This is a genomic window from Lachnotalea glycerini (assembly GCF_003201285.1).
Classification (GTDB): Bacteria; Bacillota; Clostridia; order Lachnospirales; family Lachnospiraceae; genus Lachnotalea; species Lachnotalea glycerini.
On record NZ_QICS01000019.1, the window covers coordinates 40,675 to 58,307 of the forward strand.

A 17,633-nucleotide genomic window follows, 5' to 3' on the forward strand; every position below is an offset into this window, starting at 1 on the left:
GTTACCTATTTCAAGTTCTTTGTTTGAAATATTTATATTATTTTAAAATTTTTAATTATTTAAACTATTGATAAAATTTTTTCATACTCTAAATTACGCTTTTATTTAAAACTCCTTCTACTAATCTATTCTCGTTCCATAATAGATTTAATTAACCCCTTATTCTCTTCTCAATATTCTATTATTCTTCTCTTTTTCCTTTATACTCATTAATCGTAAAATGAGCCTCACCTTTTGCATCAATTTCCATAATCGCATAGGTAGGGATTCTATTACTCTGCCTTGGAAAGGATAAACTGCCCGGATTAAGTGCTATAATATTATCCTCTATTTCCAATAAAGGTCTGTGAGTATGCCCAAACATTACAATATCAAACTGTCTGCTGATAGCTTCAGTTTTTATATTCTCAGTATCAACACTTACATAGTAAAAGTGGCCATGTGTTAACAAAACCCTGTATTTCCCAATTTTTATCTCCTTCTCTCTTGCTAAATCAGAAAAATAATCATTATTCCCAGCTATCATTTCTACCGGACAGTCAGCCTCTAATGTAATTCTATCTTCACTGCCCTCAGCATCCCCCAGATGAATCAACAAATCCAGGGGTCCAACCTTTTTAATTACTTCAAACAAGTTCTTGTTCTGTCTGTGAGTATCACTTACAATTAATATTTTCATCTATTCTTCCTCTTTCCTAAGAATCTCTTTCATTGCTTGTAATGCTTTACCCCTATGACTTACTTCATTTTTTTTATTCATATCAAGCTGTGCTGTGGTACAACCAAATTCCGGCAGATAAAAGATCGGATCATAACCAAAACCGTTTTCACCGCTTATCTCATATCCTATCATCCCCTCAACTGTCCCTCTGGTGGTAAATACCTTACCATTAGGCAGCACTGCTGCTATTGCACATACAAATCTTGCCGTTCTATTTTCCGGCGTAACATCCTTAAGCAGTTCAAGAATTTTACTATTTTTAACCGTGTAAGGCGTATTCTCGCCCATATAACGGGCTGAATAGATTCCCGGTTCCCTATTCAGGTAATCTACTTCTAGTCCCGAATCATCCGCTAATACAATGCTATTTGAGATAGCTTTTATTGCATTTGCTTTAATCAAGGCATTTTCCTCAAAAGTTGTCCCATTTTCTTCAATATCAACATCGATTCCGGCTTCTTTCATAGATAGTATTTCCATTCCTAAGTCTGATAATATACTCCTTACTTCTTTCATCTTGCCTTCATTGCCTGTTGCAAATATAATTTTATTATTCATTTTCCGTCTCCTGTGTACTATTTACACCTGTATTGTCCCTTGCTTCATACGCTTTTTCAATTGCATCATAGATAGCTTGTGCGGCCTTTTTTTGATAACTTTCACTTTTTAAATTGGCAGCCTCAGTCTTATTTGTTATAAATCCTACCTCAACTAATGCAACCGGGATTTCCGAAAGCCTGATAATTTTAATTGTACTTCCATTTACAAGACCTCTGTCTCTACTTCCTAGTTTTTCCACTAATTCGTCTTGACATATCTGAGCTAATTCCTTACTGCCAAACCCAGTACTTTCTTCATTGTCATTATATAAAACCTCTGTTCCACTTGAACTGGATGCTTTTGTATCTCCATTATTATGTACACTGATAAAAAAATCAGGCTTTATACTGTTGGCAAAGGCTACCCGGTCTGCATTACTAGGCTTTGTATCATCAAGCCTTGTATAATATGCTTTTATATCAGATGCATCCAGCAATTCTTTTAGCTTTAAAACTATATCCAGATTAACTTCCTTTTCAACTGTGTTAAAATGCTCAGTACCATCATCCTTACCACCATGTCCCGCATCAATAACAACTATTTTGTCATACATGCTTCTAGGCTCGATAAAGGTCATATTTAAACTATTATTCACATACTCCGTATTATATTCATATACATTATCTAATAACAGCTCAATTGTAGCACCTTGGTTCGAAGAACTGTACGCAATATTACTAATATGATCACTGCTGCCCACCAATGGGTTGTCATTAAAAAAGTTTTCATCTATATTATGGATTGTTATACTTATCGTTTGACTAATATAGCTGTCCTCTATCGTAATATCTTCTTCTTTCACTTCCTCTGGCAAGGGAATTTTTAAATAGCTCGTTACTTTGGAAGCATTCTCTCCATCTATTTCTGCCTCATCATAATAATTCATTGTTTCTTCGTTTACATCCTGACTTTCTTCAACCTGCTTCGTTACTGTTTCAACCACTATTTGGTTTGGAAGTTGAAACAAGATAATGGATACTCCAATAGCAAATAACGTACTGCCGATTGCGGTCCTTTTTATTAGTCTTTCTTCTGCTAACATTACCTAAGCGGCTCCTCTCATAGATTAACTGGGATATTACTATTAGGGTACATTTTTGGTATATACCTTAAGACACAAATTGCAGCTTTGTGTTTCCTCAACACTATCCCATTTTTTTCCTCTGTTGCTAATATATCCTTCTCCATCACTTAAATCCACATTTTTTGTTGATTCTTCTGCATGATATTCAATTGCAGCCGGATGAACGGAGTTTGGAGTATTTATATATATCATGATTGCAAATTTTTCACCTTCAGCTACTAGCTTAGGGGTATCAAATTTAACTGTATAAAAACCAGCATTTTCGAATTTTCCTTTCTTAATTAGCTTCCTATTATTTACATCTAATGATTCAATATTTTCAAAATTACTAATATAGTACATTTCATAATCCGTGTTTTCTCCAGTTGCGTAAAATCCGGCAGCACTTACCTCTTCTTTTGTATTTGCTGTATAAGCATTAGCAAAATAAACACTTTCCCTTCCGTATCCCAACTGTCCCACCCAACCGCACAAATCGGACTGATAGATATTATCATAATTATTCGTATCCTCTATCAAGGAATAAACAACATTATGAATACCTATATTAACATCATAATAGGATACATAAAAAACACCATCATCTCCAAAGCTTTCACCCCAACTGTTCTGGCATATAAAAGCTCCATTCTGTTCCAGTACCATGTTGAAATTTTCTTTTGGATAGTTGTCATCCCAACCAATGATTACAATATCATGATTTGGGCGTTCTTCCCCTTTATAGCAATAAGCATAGTTTTTTCTATTATAATACACAGACTTGCTGGTAGGACTTGTTAAAGATAAATACAACGAGGATTGTACACCTCCATATTTATACACAGCTTCCTTTATTTTCTCATAATTTTTCTCAGGCAGAATTTGTACCTCCTGAACATGCTTTACAGCAGTTAGATTAGGATTTGATACTCCATCTCCATATGGATCGTCCTTTTCATAAACAGGTCCTTGCCAACTGGTTAAATAAGCGGCAGCCATAGTATATTCACCGCCATCATTTTGAGAAGAGCTGAAGCTATTTTGCAACGACATATGATCTGGTGCAAGCTCTAATTCTTCCTCTGGCAATAGAGATGACTCAATCGCAGTTAAAGAAGCAAACGCCCAGCAGGTTCCAAAGCTACCCTGATTTTTTACTTTGCTGTTTCTTGCCACATCTCGCAAATCATAGGAATATGGTACAATCGGATTATCTAATGAATTATTCAAAGCTGAAATTTTATTAGCTGCAATATCCCACTGATAATCATAATCAAATTCCCTGGCTACTAATTCAAGAGGCACATAAATCTCTGAATCACAAATAAATGGTTCTGAATCCAATTCAATTTCAGCATTATTGATATAAGCAGTATTAGAATTTATCTCTAACTCAATTTTTGTATTATATTTTTCAAACACAAGTCTGTCGTTATCATAAAGATTAACCGCACAGTCAAAGTTCTGTTTTAACTTTTTATATGATATCATAATATTCAGATTTTCATCCATAAACATATCCTGCTTGTCCACATCAACCTCTAAGCCATCCACCACTAAAATAATCTTTTTTTCATTTACACTATCTGAAATCAGTGGATTCCAGATATCCTTTACATAGCTAATATCATTGGTCTTTACAACAGAAGCATTTTTATTAAATACATTGGTATTTAAGTTTAATAGTCCAAATAATATAATTGTAAAAACTATATATTTTATAGAATATTTCAAAATTATCTCCCACTTTTCTTAGGTTTTGGTCCTAAAAACTGATAGTAATAAGTTTTTATCATTCCATTATAAAGTTTACGATTCTTATCCGACTTTCTACCGATATACTTTTCAGCTTCTTCATAGCTCGTAATCAAATATACAGACCATGAATCCAGTCGTTTCATAGATTCTCCAATTTCATGATATAATTGCGGCAAATCCTTTTTATCCTCCAAACGTTCTCCATAAGGCGGATTGGAAATTACAAAGCCAAACTTTTTAGGATGACTTAATTCACTTACAGCCCTTCTTTGAAAATGTATGAACTTATCTACTCCTGCAAGCTTTGCGTTTTCTCTTGCAGCCTTAATAACTGTGGGATCAATATCATATCCTTGAATATCCATTTCAATATTCAACCGAATTAAGTCATTTGCTTCATTTACAGAGTCGTACCATTCCTTTTTATCAATTAGGTTTGTCCAATTTTCAGCAATAAAAGAACGGTTCATACCAGGAGCTATATTGGCTCCAATCATAGCTGCTTCAATTGGAAATGTTCCACTTCCACAAAACGGATCTACTAATATTCTGTCTCTCTTCCAAGGAGTGAGCATAATTAGAGCTGCTGCAAGAGTTTCCGATATAGGTGCAATAGCAGAGTTTAGTCTGTATCCTCGTTTATGCAGGGAATCCCCAGTCGTATCAAGAGCAATTGTAACCTCATCTTTGATAAGAAACACTCTGATGGGATAATCGCACCCGTTTTCCTCAAACCATGAAACATTATATTTTAATTTCATTCTTTCAACAATTGCTTTTTTTATAATCGACTGTATATCCGAACTGCTAAATAATTTACTTTTCACACTTGATGCCTTTGTTACCCAAAACTTTCCATCCACCGGAATATATTCTTCCCATGGTATAGATTTAACATTTTGAAATAACTCTTCAAAGGTCTCTGCCCTAAATCTAGCAACCTGTAATAAAACACGTTCTCCGCTGCGAAGAAATATATTTGCTCTACAAATGGCCTCTGCATCACCTTCAAAAGTAATCCTTCCATCCTCCACAAGACTTACCTCATAACCTAAATCTATTATTTCTCTCTTTAAAACCGCTTCTAAGCCAAAATGGCATGGTATAACAAGTTGAAATTTTTTCATAATTAGTATATTTCTCCATTTCATTTATATTTCATGATATTAAACTTTTGCTACAGCCTTAGCTCCTTAACAACATCATAATTAAAGTTTTTAATTTGAAAATTATTTTCTTCTATTATACCATAGGTTTGTTCATTATTTTCTTTCGGCAAGGAAATAGACCCTGGATTTAATAGGATAACTGCTTCATCCTTTTGAGCCATGAGTACATGAGTATGTCCTTGTATAAAAATATCTCCCTTTTTTAAAGGTGGCAAATTATCTGTATGATATATATGACCATGAGAAGCATAAATTGTTCTTCCATTTAAAAATAAAATACAGTAATCTGCCATAATAGGAAACTCCAATACCATTTGATCTACCTCAGCATCACAGTTTCCCCTTATCGCACATATCTCATTCTTTATTGCATTTAGCATTGCTATCACTTTCTTTGGTGCATACTCCTTAGGTAAATCATTTCTTGGGCCATGATAAAGTAAATCACCTAATAATATTAATCTATCTGCTTTTTCTTTTTTATAAGCTTCTATCATCTTCTCACAGTAATATGCTGATCCATGAATATCTGATGCAAACATTAACTTCACTTTCTTTTCCTCCGTATCTTCAAAATACAAAATATTTAATATCGATAAACAAATCTCACTCTCTATACTATCTCCCGCAAAATATGCTGTCAATAAGTTTATACATCTTATGTCAAATTTTTTCCGTGATACGAGTTAAATCCTCCTACTACACTAATTGTCCGGTACCCCATTACACTCATTTTTTTTGCAGCCATCAGACTTAATCCTCCTCTGTCGCAATACAAAATAATAATTTTATTACTTGGCAGCTCAATGCTGTTACTTTCTATTAAATCATAATCCATATAAATAGCTCCAGTAATATGGCTTTTTACATAGTCTTCTTCCTCACGCAAGTCAACTATCAAATAATTATTGTTATTTATATAAAAATCAAGCTCATTCGCTGATATTGTTTCAAATCTCATATTAACACTACCTTGCTTGCTTTCTTATCTTATTATATTCTACTGACCTTAGTTTGTTTCTAAGTACATTACTAATTTCTTATAATGTCAAGATGTTTAATAATTAATATGATTTTGTTCGTATAACTTTCCTATTAAATACAATAGCGAACAAGTGCGCATCAGCTCCCTAATCCTCACTCATGAGGGACTTACTTGACTGCTTTCTAGCTCCGAATGCAGTCACGCAGTGACATTTTCTACTTGCATTCGTGCGCATTCCACGAAGCATTTTTATGTAATAGGACGATTTCCTATTGCATAAAAAAGCAATGGCACGATTACTCCATTGCTTCTTTATGCAAAATATTGAATTTTGATTTACTTCAAAATAAATCCTATTAGCTAAGCTTATTTGTACTCTTTGATGAAGTCTTAGAAGATTCTTTATCTTTTAAGTTAGATGACTTAGTTGTATCAGATGTGGAATCCTTGCAGTTATTTGCATTATAAGCACTTTTTGAAGTATAATTTTTAGCTTCGTTTGTTGAGTTTGTTGAGTTTGTTGAGTTTGCTGAATTAGTAGTATTAGACTTTGCCATTTTAATTCCTCCTAAATTATTTTATTTACAAATTCTATTATCCCTATTTTTATATTTATTATTCACAAAATATAAAATCAAAAATATCATTTTATTAACATAACTTACATAAAAAACATTTTTTATATTATATATTGCATTTTTCGACAAGATGAGTTATAATCTTCTTGTAAAAAGAATTTACCCTTCAAAGAATTTTTTTTACATTATATAACCCCTTATTAATTATTTATACTCCCCTCATTGAAGGCTTGGTAGCTCCCCTACCAAGCCTTTGATCTTTGTATTTTTCTTTTTCAATCACCCCTGGCTAATAAGCAAAACTGGTATGATAATTTTTAACAAAACTGGCTATTTCGAATATGCCATATGTCTTGTATAATTACCTCAACTTAACAATAGACTGTATAAAATTTATTGATTTTTATGTTTTATCTCTATTGCACAAAAGGAGGTTCGATATGAATAATAAAACTAAAAAAATAGTAATAGGTTCCTTATTTGCTGCACTAACAACAGTTACTACCATGTTAAAACTCCCAACCCCAAGCTTTGGATATATTCATCCCGGTGATAGTTTGGTTCTAATGTGTGGTATTATCTTAGGACCTGTGGCAGGTGCACTTTCAGCCGGAATCGGTTCTATGTTTGCCGATATTTTCTCAGGCTATATCTCATTTGCACCGGCTACACTAGTTATTAAGGCTATAACTGCTCTAATTGCAGGCTTAATATTCAATCATACTAATTGTAATCACACAATGCGAACTATTATAGCCGGAATACCAGGCGAGCTTTTTATGGTATCTGGCTATTATGCTTATGAAGTTTTCCTATTCATTACAACGGCAAAAAGTACCACCGGCACTTCCTTAGCTGCTGCAATGTCTGCATCACTATTGGGAGTTCCATTTAATATACTTCAAGGTATTGCCGGTATTCTTATTTCTCTGGCCTTGCTTCCGGTTTTATTAAAAATTAATGATATCCGTGACTGTATTTATCATGAGATGCATAGTATAAAAAAAGATAAGCAAATTTGATTTCTGCTTATCTTTTTTATACTAATATCTTAACGTCTTCCACCCGTAAAATAAGAAACAAGGAAAAAAATTACAATAACAGGAAATAAGATTGGAAGAATGGCAATCGCAATTTGCCCAACTATACACAAAATAACAATCAACATAATTATTATTAGCATTTTTCCATACCACGAATTTATTTTAAAATTTCCAAATCTAACATCCCAACCATCTTGCTCATCATAAGCCGCATTAAAACCTTTTCTTCTACTTTCTTCCTTTTGTTCTTCTGCATTTTCATTACTGTAAGTATAAGTTCTGCTGTTTTTTTCAATACTATTTGTATCAATGATTGTTTTAGCAATTAATCTAGGTTCTCCAAGTTGCTGCAATACCATTGACTCACTTTTTCCTTTTCTAATTTCTCCATCAATATAGTTTTTATAATAAGAAAGATTTTCATTCATAACATTTTGTGTAACTTCACCTTCCAGAGCCTCTTGCAAGGTATTTAAAAATTCGTGCTTACTCATTTTTTCCTCCTATATAGCTTAGAAGCAAATTTATATTATTGCTTATATCATCATATTATCCTTTAAAATATGTTTTATTATATACCATTGCTTTTAAAAATACTACACTTTCACAATTAATTCATTATTATAGAATATGTTTCACCCAATTCACTAATTTTTATCACATAATCATCTTAAAACTGGTATGTTTGATTTGTTTAAAATTGGCTATTTTAAATAATCCATTTATTTTATAATATAAGAATGTGATTTATATAATTCAATTTAATAAGTAGTACATGTGCTGTCTTAGATAACTATCATTACATATAGAAAGGGGATACAAAATGGTTAAGTTAATGACTCCCGGTCCGACACAGGTTAGAGATAATGTACGCTATGCCCGAAGCATTGAAACTACCAATCCTGACTTGGATTTAGAATTTTATGATTACTATAAGGATACTTGTATGCTGATAGGCAAACTGCTGCAAACCGATAATCCCGTATATATCATGAGTGGAGAAGGTATTTTAGGTCTTGAATCCGCTTGTGCCTCCTTAACAGAACCAGGCGATAAGGTCCTGGTTCTTGACAATGGCGTATTTGGAAAAGGATTTGCAGATTTCATAACTATATACGGAGGGATTCCTGTCTATTATACAGATAGCTATACAGATGAAATTGATGTTGCCAGATTAGCAAAATTTCTAAAATTTAATCATAATTATAAATATGCAACATTGGTTCACTGTGATACTCCCAGTGGAGTACTAAACAATGTGAGTGAAATATGTCCTCTCCTTCACCAATATGGAATTCTGACTGTTGTTGACTCTGTATCCGCTATGTTTGGAGAGCCATTGAATGTAGATAGATGTAACATTGATATCGTATGCGGCGGGTCACAAAAAGCCCTGTCTGCTCCTCCCGGTTTATCCATGATAGCGGTAAGTAACTCTGCCTTTGAAGCCATGCGAAACCGCCAAACGCCAATTGCATCCTACTATGCAAATATACTAAACTTAAAAGATTATTACCAAAATAAATGGTTTCCTTATTCGATGCCAATTAGTGATATTTATGGATTGAGGGCGGCTCTTGACAATGTATCTCTTGATCTTGATATTTATCTAAGACATAAGCGAATTGCAAATGCTGTAAGAAATGCAATCACAGTAGGAGGACTACAACTCTATCTTAAAAGTGGCTTTTCAAACACCGTAACTGTGATTCAAGTACCTTCTGGAATAAATTGCAAAGATATTTTGACAATATTAAAAGAAAAATATCAAATAATGATTGCTGGAAGCTTTGATGTTATGGCTGATAAGGTTATCAGAATCGGCCATATGGGTGAAAACTGTAACATAGATGATGTTGCATTGACACTGAATGCATTGACAGAGGTTTTAAGGCAATTGAATTTTCCACTAACCAATAATCTAAAGGATATATTTCTTTATAATTTAAATGAATCACATGACTAACCACTAAATAGCCAATTTATTAAAAAAGAGTTCGTACTACATTATGAAATGAACAAAACGCATATAGGAAAAAAGACTGTAAAAGTCAAAATTCTGTCTTCTTTCCTATATTATTAAATGTTAATATTGAGCCTATAACCAATCCCTGTTAAACTGCCAAACCTAATTGTTATGGTTCAAAGGCTTAACCTATTATTGTTGAACAGTCTCACAGTACATAAAGAATTTATATCCCAATGGAGCTGTATAAACTCCCCTTAAGGAATCTGACTGTAAGTATGGGTCTGTGTAATAATAGATTGGAATAATTGGCATTTCTTCCCCAAGTATCTTCTCTGCTTCATGCATTTTTGTATATCTTTCATTATTATCTGTGGTAGTCTTAACTTCTTGAATTAATTTATCATATTCCTCATTGCTGAATTTAGCATCATTATTTCCACCGCCTGATACCCACATATCAAGAAAAGAAATGGGGTCATTATAGTCAGCCAACCAGCCATGACGTGCAATCTGATATTCGCCATTTTGCCTTGTTTCTACAAATACAGCCCAGTCATTCGTAGCTACTGTTACATTTAATCCCAGCTTTTCCTGCCACATATTCTGTACTGCCTGTGCCACATCCTCATGACCGGGATTAATCATAATTTCAATAGACGGAAAACCCACTCCGTTTGGATAGCCTGCATCTTCTAATAGCTTCTGTGCTTTAGAAACATTTGCATCATAATCTGAAGTGTCATACCACGCATCGGCATTACTGTGAAATTCTGTTCCATTTGGCTCGGTCAGGCTTTTCGCCACGAAAGTATCAGCAGGGACAGCTCCATTTTTCTTAACAGAATCAATAATATATTGTCTGTCAATTGCTAATGCCAATGCTTTCCTAACATTAACATCCTTAAATTCTTCCTTTTGATTATTAATGCATAGAAAGTAAGTTCCCAATTGTGGTGCAAAATAAAGTCCATTTCCTTTCATAGCCTCCATTTCCTCTGAAGGCAATTCATCACCAAATAATATATCTCCGTTCTTAAATGCAGTTAAAACTGAATTCCAGTCCTCAATCAGCATGAAATTAATCTGATCTGGACCTAATGCATCAACACCGTAATAATTTTGATTTTTTGAATACACCATCTTAGACTGATGATCCCACTCTGTTAATGTGTAAGGTCCATTGCTTACATAATGCTCTGGTTCCGTTGCCCATGCATCACCATAAGCTTCTATAATATCCTGCCTGACCGGAAAAGTATTTGGGAAAGCACAAATTTCTAAGAAATAAGCACACGGAGCAACAAGAGTTATTTCAACTGTCTTGTCATCAAGTGCTTTTATCCCTAATGTATCCGGCTTTGCATCACCTGTCATAATTGCATTTGCATTTTGTACCATATCAATAATATAATTGTATTCTGCTCCTGTTGCTGGATCAACTAATCTCTGCCATGCATAAACAAAATCAGAAGCTTTAACAGACTGTCCATCTGACCATCTAATATCATCACGAAGTGTAAATGTATATACTAATCCATCCTCACTTACCGTATGAGATGCAGCCTGCGCATCTACATAAATGCCATCTTGGTCTATTTTCGTTAAGCCTTCAAATGCATGGTTTAGTAAGCTTCCTCCATCCACTGTAACATTAAGCGCAGGGTCAATCGAATTTGGTTCTGGTCCTACATGTACATTAATCGTTCCGCCTTTTGCAGTTGTATCATTCGTTGCATTTGTATCATTTGTATCAGCCAATGATGCTTCTGTAGCAACAACTGTTTTTTGTTTTTGTTCTTCTTTAGACTGACAACCGGTTGCGGATACCATAATCATACTCACAGCTAATACCAACGTCATAATTTTCTTGAACATTTTCATTTATAACTCTCCTCTATTTTATATTTATTCTAAAGCAATCTGCCCTAAAATCTACTGATTCACTTAAGATTGTGACATGCCACAAGATGCCCTTTTTTATGCTCCCTAAACTCTGGAGCCTTTTTTGTGCAAATCTCGGTTGCGTATGGACAGCGCGTTTGAAAAGTACAGCCACTGGGCGAATCCAATGGACTTGGAATATCACCTGTTAAAATTTTTCTTTCCTTTATTCTAGACTCTTTGGGATCGGCAATTGGTATTGCTGATAACAATGTTTGTGTATACGGATGCATCGGATTTTTATAAAGCTCATTACTATTGCTAAGCTCTACAAGATGCCCCAAATACATAACACCAATACGATTACTGATATGCTTAACTACTGATAAATCATGTGCGATAAATAAATAAGTAAACCCCTTTTCCTTTTGTAAATCTTCTAACATATTAACTACTTGTGCCTGAATCGAAACATCCAATGCTGAAATTGGTTCATCGCAAACAATAAATTCAGGATTCACTGCCAAAGCTCTTGCTATTCCAATTCTTTGTCTTTGACCTCCTGAAAACTCATGAGGAAATCGATCAGCATGTTCTTCATTTAAACCAACTGTTTTTAACAACTCATATATTCTGGCCTGCCTTTGTACCTTTGAAGAATAAAGCTTATGAATATCCAATGGCTCACCTATAATATCACCTATCGTCATTCTAGGATCTAATGATGCATATGGATCCTGAAAAATAATCTGCATTTTTTTTCGATAAGAAAGCATATCTACCTTTGTAATATCTACTCCATCATAAATTATTTTTCCCTCTGTCGGCTCATATAACCGTAATAAAGTACGCCCAAAAGTAGTTTTTCCACACCCAGATTCACCAACAAGACCAAGTGTTTCACCTTTTCTAATTGTCAGACTTACATCATCTACAGCCTTTACATAAGAAGTTTTAGCAAAACCGGCTTTTACAGAAAAATACTTTTTAAGTCCAGTAATCTCAAGTAAATTTTCATTCTTATTAGTAATCATTATTGATTTTTCTCCTTTTCATAGACTTCTTTCACAGTAAGCCAGCAATCAACTTCATGCTCTTTATTAACAGCATATACTGGTGGTCTTTTTGTCATACAAACTTTCATACAATGCTCACATCTCGGAGCAAAAGCACATCCCTTTGGCGGATTAATTAAATCGACTGGATTGCCTTCAATCGGAATTAACCGTTCATGCTCATCTGCATTAATTTTAGGTACAGACCTTAATAGTCCCCATGTATACGGATGCTTTGGTTCATAGAAAATATCATCAATATTTCCTTTTTCAATTAAACTGCCTCCATACATCACTGCAACCTTATCACAAACATCGGCAACAACACCTAAATCATGCGTAATAAAAATAACAGACATGTCAATTTTGTCTTTCAATTCCTTTAATAAAGCTATAATTTGTGCTTGAATTGTGACATCAAGTGCCGTGGTAGGTTCATCTGCAATCAACAGCTTAGGATTACAAGCCAAAGCCATAGCAATCATAACGCGCTGTCGCATACCGCCGGAAAATTCATGTGGATATTGTTGTATTCTTTTTTCCGGCTGAGTAATTCCGACTAATTCAAACAATTCAATTATTCTGTCTAGGCGTTCTTTATTTGTTAGGCTTGTGTGTTTTATTAGAACCTCATTAATTTGATTTCCAACAGTAAACACAGGATTTAAAGATGTCATAGGATCTTGAAAAATCATACTGATATCTTTTCCACGTATCTTTAAAAGCTCTTTTTCAGGTAAATGAGTGATATCCCTACCATCAAATAGAATTCGACCTCCTACAATTTTTCCGGGATTAGGTAAAATTCCCATCACCCCATAAGAGGATACTGATTTACCAGAACCAGATTCACCTACAATTCCCATGACTTCTCCCGGATAAAGATCATAGGATATCTTCCTAACAGCTTTCACCTCTCCTACATACGTAAAGAAAGATATCTCTAAATCCTGTACCCTTAATAAAGGTATGTGTTCATTTGATTGCATTTTGTCCCCTCCTTATTTCTTCATCATCGGATCAAGAGCATCACGAAGACCATCACCAAATAAATTAAATGCCAGAATAATAATACTAATTGTTAGAGCCGGAAATATTAATTTATAAGGATAAGAAGAAAGGCCGTTTAATGCTTCTGACGCCAAGGAACCTAAACTGGCCATTGGCATACTGACTCCCAGACCTAAAAAGCTCAAAAATGCCTCTGTGAAAATAGCAGACGGTATCTGCAACATTGCTGTTACTACTATTTGACCTGTGCAGTTTGGAAGGAGATGTTTAAAAATTAGTCTCTTATTATCTGCTCCTAACGCTCTTGCTGCACTAATAAATTCCATCTCCTTTAATTGAAGAACCTGTCCTCGAATAATTCTTGCCATGCCCACCCAATATAAAAGTGCATAAACAATAAAAATAGCTAATATACCAGGTCCTAACTTTTGCAGTGGCCCCAATTTTCCTGCATTAGCTAGGGCTATCAAAGGATCCTTTAGCGTAATCTGCAATAGAATAATAATTAAAATATCTGGAACTGAATAAATAAGCTCACAAATTCTCATCATAATACTGTCGACTTTTCCCCCAAATAAACCTGATATTGCACCATAAACGGATCCTATCACTAAGACTAAAAAAGAGGCTCCAATACCAATAATTAAGGAAATGCGTGCACCAATCATTGTTCTAACCAAAAGATCCCTTCCAAACTGATCTGTTCCAAATGGATATTCAGTACATGGAAACAAACTCTCGTCTCCCCTGTTTTGCATATCATATGTATATGGACTAAATAGAGGTCCAATAAATGCAAAAATAATAACTGCTATAATAACAATAAGAGATATCATTGCTATTCTATTCCCTTTTAATCTCCTCCATGCATCTTTCCAATAGCTGACATTTGTCCTCATTTGAACTAACTGCTTTTGCTCCTCCTTTAAAACAGGCTTAAAGTCCTCATCATTTACTTCTATGTGTAAGCTAAAAAATCTTTCATTATTTAATACCATTCCTTTTTCCTCCTATTCACCAAGTTTTATTCTAGGGTCTACTACCTTATATAAGATGTCACAAAACAGATTCATTACTATAATCAGTACTGCTAAAAAAACTGTAGTTCCCATAATGAGTGAATAGTCTCTATTTTCTATAGCCTTTATAAAATATCTCCCTAAACCAGGAATATTAAAAATCTTTTCCACAACAAAAGCTCCAACTAAGGTATATGCAATCATTGGACCCACATAAGTAATAACAGGAATCAAAGAATTTCTCAAAGCATGTTTAAAGGTCGTAACCCTTTCAGACATTCCTTTTGCTCTGGCTGTTCTTATATAATCTTGACCTAACGCTTCTAACATACTTGCTCTCATCAATCTGGCTATATAACACATTGGATAAAAAGTAAGTGATAGCACCGGTAAAATATAACTTTTTGGAGAACTCAGTCCTAAACTTGGCACCCATTTTAATTTAACAGCGAAAATCAGCATAGAAATCGACGCAATAACAAAACTTGGTATTGCAATACCACAAGTCGAAAATATTCTAATTACATTATCCTGCCATTTCCCATTTCTTAGTGCACCAATACATCCTAAAGGAATACCACATCCCAGCGCTAGCAAGATTGCTAATCCACCCATTCTTGCCGATACGGGAAAAGTTGTTTTGATAATTTTAACTACCTTTGCATTTTTCTGCACCTTATAGCTAATACCTAAGTCTCCATGTATTAACTGTTCTAAATAAATGCCATACTGAACATAAATAGGTTTATCCAGACCATATTTTTCATTTAATGATGTTTCAACAATTAAATTTGCCTTTTCAGATGTAAAAGGACTTCCCGGTACTGCTTTCATCAATGCAAAAGTTAATGTAGCAACAATAAATACTGTAAATAATGATGCTGCTGTACGTTTTAATATATATTTAGTCATATCGTACCCCCTTTTCTTAATTTAATTTTTTTGTTGTCAATCATAAATATCTTTTACTATCGTGCAAAATTAACACAAATAGTTTATCCATTACGAAAAAAGAGCTAGTTTCAAAATGTCTTCGCTCTTAATGACATCAACCGCTCGATTCACTATCAGTATAAATTCATAATTATTCACAATACATAATTATAAAACTATTTTAAAAATATTTAACTATTATTTTAGACCTATTTATTCGTATTGTAAAGTATTTATTGTTGACTGTCAATATTTTTTAATTATTTTCATAAATTCCTCTGTATTGAAATAGTCATCATTTTTACAATTTCTGCATATCCATGAATTGAACTTTATGTGTTCGAATAATCTTTCATAATTAATTAAGTGATTAGTAATAAGACATTTTCATTGACAACACGTAAGAATTTTTTAAATACATTAATAAAAGAGTACGTTCAAATTATACATTCACAAAGTATCTGCATACAGACCTCTTGAGAGGCGCGTTTGCGAAGCAATTACTCCTCCTTACTTGCATCTCTGCGATCCACAGAGGTTTATATATAAGAAAATTCATCAGAATTTACTTTTATATAACAAAGCGGACAAGTCCGCATCAGTTCCTAGTCCCTCACTCATGAGGGACTTAACCGTTTTTCCGCGCCGTATGCTGTCACGCAGTGACATTTTCCACTTGCATTCGTGCGCATTGTGTTTTTATTTCAGAGGAATCAAAGCTTTTATACGTTACCACAACAAGGTCTTTCCTATAAAAAAATACCCATAGCATAAATACTATGGGTATTAACGTGCGATAGAAGATTCGAACTCCCGGCCTTCTGGTCCGTAGCCAGACGCTCTATCCAGCTGAGCTAATCGCACACATATAAAATAATAATATTAATCTCTTGCATCTAATTGCTGAAACAATTATCTATAAGAGATAAAAGCAATAGAAACTACTATTGCTTACTGCCGGCAACCGGAATCGAACCGGTACGAGAGTATAAGTCCCGCAGGATTTTAAGTCCTGTGCGTCTGCCAGTTCCGCCACGCCGGCAAAACCATCATTCACTTAATTATTTTAAGTATTATGGTTACTTATTATATAAAATAATAAGTTATGGGACCAACAGGGCTCGAACCTGTGACCCTCTGCTTGTAAGGCAGATGCTCTCCCAGCTGAGCTATGATCCCATGGGAAAAACAATATTGACTTTTTATATCCAATATCAACGACCCGAATGGGACTCGAACCCACGACCTCCGCCGTGACAGGGCGGCGCTCTAACCAACTGAGCCATCGGGCCTTACTACATTACAAAGAGTTTTAAATAAATGGACCTTCGGGGACTCGAACCCAGGACCGATCGGTTATGAGCCGATTGCTCTAACCAACTGAGCTAAAGGTCCAAATCTCTTCATTACTAATATGATATTAGTCAAGCCGACGATCGGACTTGAACCGATAACCTGCTGATTACAAGTCAGCTGCTCTGCCAATTGAGCCACGTCGGCACTTATAAGTGACTCCAAGGGGATTTGAACCCCTGTTACCGCCGTGAAAGGGCGGTGTCTTAACCGCTTGACCATGGAGCCGGCTTTTCTAAACTCCCTGAGTAGGGCTCGAACCTACAACACCACGGTTAACAGCCGTGTGCTCTACCATTGAGCTATCAAGGATTATAAAGGTTTGTACCTTCAAAACTGCACATTGAACTCGAAAAATATTTGACGCTTCTTAGCTCTTCAAGCTTCGCTTGTCGTTTGCTATTCTCTTTGGGTCATGCCCTCGACCGATTAGTAACAGTCAGCTCCATACATTACTGCACTTCCACCTCTGCCCTATCTACCTTGTACTCTTCA

General features: G+C 34.6%; 16 protein-coding genes, 8 tRNA genes and 1 rRNA gene. 2 read left to right on the forward strand and 23 right to left on the reverse strand.

From position 1 onward, the window contains the following. Window positions 1-181: 181 nt before the first annotated feature. From C8E03_RS20455 to C8E03_RS20490, 8 genes are all read right to left on the reverse strand, one after another. Window positions 182-679 (reverse strand): YfcE family phosphodiesterase, encoded by a 498-nt coding sequence (locus C8E03_RS20455; RefSeq protein ID WP_110292006.1) that lies wholly within the window; start codon window positions 677-679, stop codon window positions 182-184. Continuing rightward, a complete protein-coding gene (locus C8E03_RS20460) occupies window positions 680-1,279 on the reverse strand; it encodes an XTP/dITP diphosphatase (RefSeq protein ID WP_110292007.1) in 600 nt (199 codons plus the stop codon). After that, window positions 1,272-2,363: an N-acetylmuramoyl-L-alanine amidase family protein gene (locus C8E03_RS20465; protein WP_110292008.1), complete on the reverse strand. Its 1,092-nt coding sequence runs from the start codon at window positions 2,361-2,363 to the stop codon at window positions 1,272-1,274. The genes C8E03_RS20460 and C8E03_RS20465 overlap by 8 nt, the downstream gene beginning before the upstream one ends. A gap of 42 nt (window positions 2,364-2,405) precedes the next feature. After that, a complete protein-coding gene (locus tag C8E03_RS20470) occupies window positions 2,406-4,118 on the reverse strand; it encodes a lectin like domain-containing protein (protein ID WP_110292009.1) in 1,713 nt (570 codons plus the stop codon). 2 nt (window positions 4,119-4,120) lie between these two features. Then, complete coding sequence (locus C8E03_RS20475) at window positions 4,121-5,269, reverse strand: THUMP domain-containing class I SAM-dependent RNA methyltransferase (protein WP_094376989.1); 1,149 nt, start codon at window positions 5,267-5,269, stop codon at window positions 4,121-4,123. Window positions 5,270-5,319: 50 nt separating this feature from the next. Beyond that, a complete protein-coding gene (gene yfcE / locus C8E03_RS20480) occupies window positions 5,320-5,862 on the reverse strand; it encodes a phosphodiesterase (RefSeq protein WP_110292016.1) in 543 nt (180 codons plus the stop codon). A 107-nt stretch (window positions 5,863-5,969) separates the two neighbouring features. After that, complete coding sequence (locus C8E03_RS20485; RefSeq protein WP_094376988.1) at window positions 5,970-6,272, reverse strand: rhodanese-like domain-containing protein; 303 nt, start codon at window positions 6,270-6,272, stop codon at window positions 5,970-5,972. Window positions 6,273-6,652: 380 nt separating this feature from the next. Continuing rightward, window positions 6,653-6,853, reverse strand: coding sequence for a hypothetical protein (locus C8E03_RS20490; RefSeq protein ID WP_110292010.1), 201 nt, complete (start codon window positions 6,851-6,853; stop codon window positions 6,653-6,655). A gap of 461 nt (window positions 6,854-7,314) precedes the next feature. On the opposite strand from C8E03_RS20490, the gene C8E03_RS20495 reads away from it, so the two are divergent. Beyond that, window positions 7,315-7,896: an ECF transporter S component gene (locus C8E03_RS20495; RefSeq protein ID WP_110292011.1), complete on the forward strand. Its 582-nt coding sequence runs from the start codon at window positions 7,315-7,317 to the stop codon at window positions 7,894-7,896. A gap of 29 nt (window positions 7,897-7,925) precedes the next feature. On the opposite strand, the gene C8E03_RS20500 is transcribed toward C8E03_RS20495, so the two are convergent. After that, complete coding sequence (locus C8E03_RS20500) at window positions 7,926-8,411, reverse strand: DUF1700 domain-containing protein (protein ID WP_094376985.1); 486 nt, start codon at window positions 8,409-8,411, stop codon at window positions 7,926-7,928. A gap of 329 nt (window positions 8,412-8,740) precedes the next feature. Between C8E03_RS20500 and C8E03_RS20505 the strand changes: the two genes are divergently transcribed. After that, window positions 8,741-9,883, forward strand: coding sequence for a pyridoxal-phosphate-dependent aminotransferase family protein (locus tag C8E03_RS20505; RefSeq protein WP_094376984.1), 1,143 nt, complete (start codon window positions 8,741-8,743; stop codon window positions 9,881-9,883). 192 nt (window positions 9,884-10,075) lie between these two features. Here C8E03_RS20505 and C8E03_RS20510 read toward each other — a convergent pair whose 3' ends face one another. The 14 genes from C8E03_RS20510 to C8E03_RS20575 form a co-directional block, all read right to left on the reverse strand. Further along, a complete protein-coding gene (locus C8E03_RS20510; RefSeq protein WP_242993671.1) occupies window positions 10,076-11,767 on the reverse strand; it encodes a peptide ABC transporter substrate-binding protein in 1,692 nt (563 codons plus the stop codon). 59 nt (window positions 11,768-11,826) lie between these two features. Continuing rightward, window positions 11,827-12,801: an ABC transporter ATP-binding protein gene (locus C8E03_RS20515; RefSeq protein ID WP_094376983.1), complete on the reverse strand. Its 975-nt coding sequence runs from the start codon at window positions 12,799-12,801 to the stop codon at window positions 11,827-11,829. After that, the gene (locus C8E03_RS20520) at window positions 12,801-13,811 is read right to left on the reverse strand and encodes an ABC transporter ATP-binding protein (protein ID WP_110292012.1); all 1,011 of its coding nucleotides are present in this window, start codon (window positions 13,809-13,811) and stop codon (window positions 12,801-12,803) included. Before C8E03_RS20520 ends, C8E03_RS20515 begins: the two co-directional genes overlap by 1 nt. A 12-nt stretch (window positions 13,812-13,823) precedes the next feature. Continuing rightward, window positions 13,824-14,831 (reverse strand): ABC transporter permease, encoded by a 1,008-nt coding sequence (locus C8E03_RS20525; RefSeq protein WP_094376981.1) that lies wholly within the window; start codon window positions 14,829-14,831, stop codon window positions 13,824-13,826. A gap of 12 nt (window positions 14,832-14,843) precedes the next feature. Next, window positions 14,844-15,764 (reverse strand): ABC transporter permease, encoded by a 921-nt coding sequence (locus C8E03_RS20530; RefSeq protein WP_094376980.1) that lies wholly within the window; start codon window positions 15,762-15,764, stop codon window positions 14,844-14,846. A gap of 811 nt (window positions 15,765-16,575) precedes the next feature. After that, window positions 16,576-16,649, reverse strand: a tRNA-Arg gene (locus tag C8E03_RS20535). Window positions 16,650-16,740: 91 nt separating this feature from the next. Beyond that, window positions 16,741-16,827 (reverse strand) — tRNA-Leu (locus C8E03_RS20540). Between the two features lie 64 nt (window positions 16,828-16,891). After that, window positions 16,892-16,964: transfer RNA gene (locus C8E03_RS20545), tRNA-Val, on the reverse strand. 39 nt (window positions 16,965-17,003) lie between these two features. Beyond that, window positions 17,004-17,077 (reverse strand) — tRNA-Asp (locus C8E03_RS20550). Window positions 17,078-17,106: 29 nt separating this feature from the next. Further along, window positions 17,107-17,180, reverse strand: a tRNA-Ile gene (locus C8E03_RS20555). Window positions 17,181-17,212: 32 nt separating this feature from the next. Continuing rightward, window positions 17,213-17,285, reverse strand: a tRNA-Thr gene (locus C8E03_RS20560). A 9-nt stretch (window positions 17,286-17,294) separates the two neighbouring features. Continuing rightward, window positions 17,295-17,366 (reverse strand) — tRNA-Glu (locus C8E03_RS20565). Window positions 17,367-17,378: 12 nt separating this feature from the next. Then, a tRNA-Asn gene (locus C8E03_RS20570) sits at window positions 17,379-17,450 on the reverse strand. A gap of 97 nt (window positions 17,451-17,547) precedes the next feature. Beyond that, window positions 17,548-17,633 (reverse strand): 23S ribosomal RNA (locus C8E03_RS20575); the annotation flags it as partial.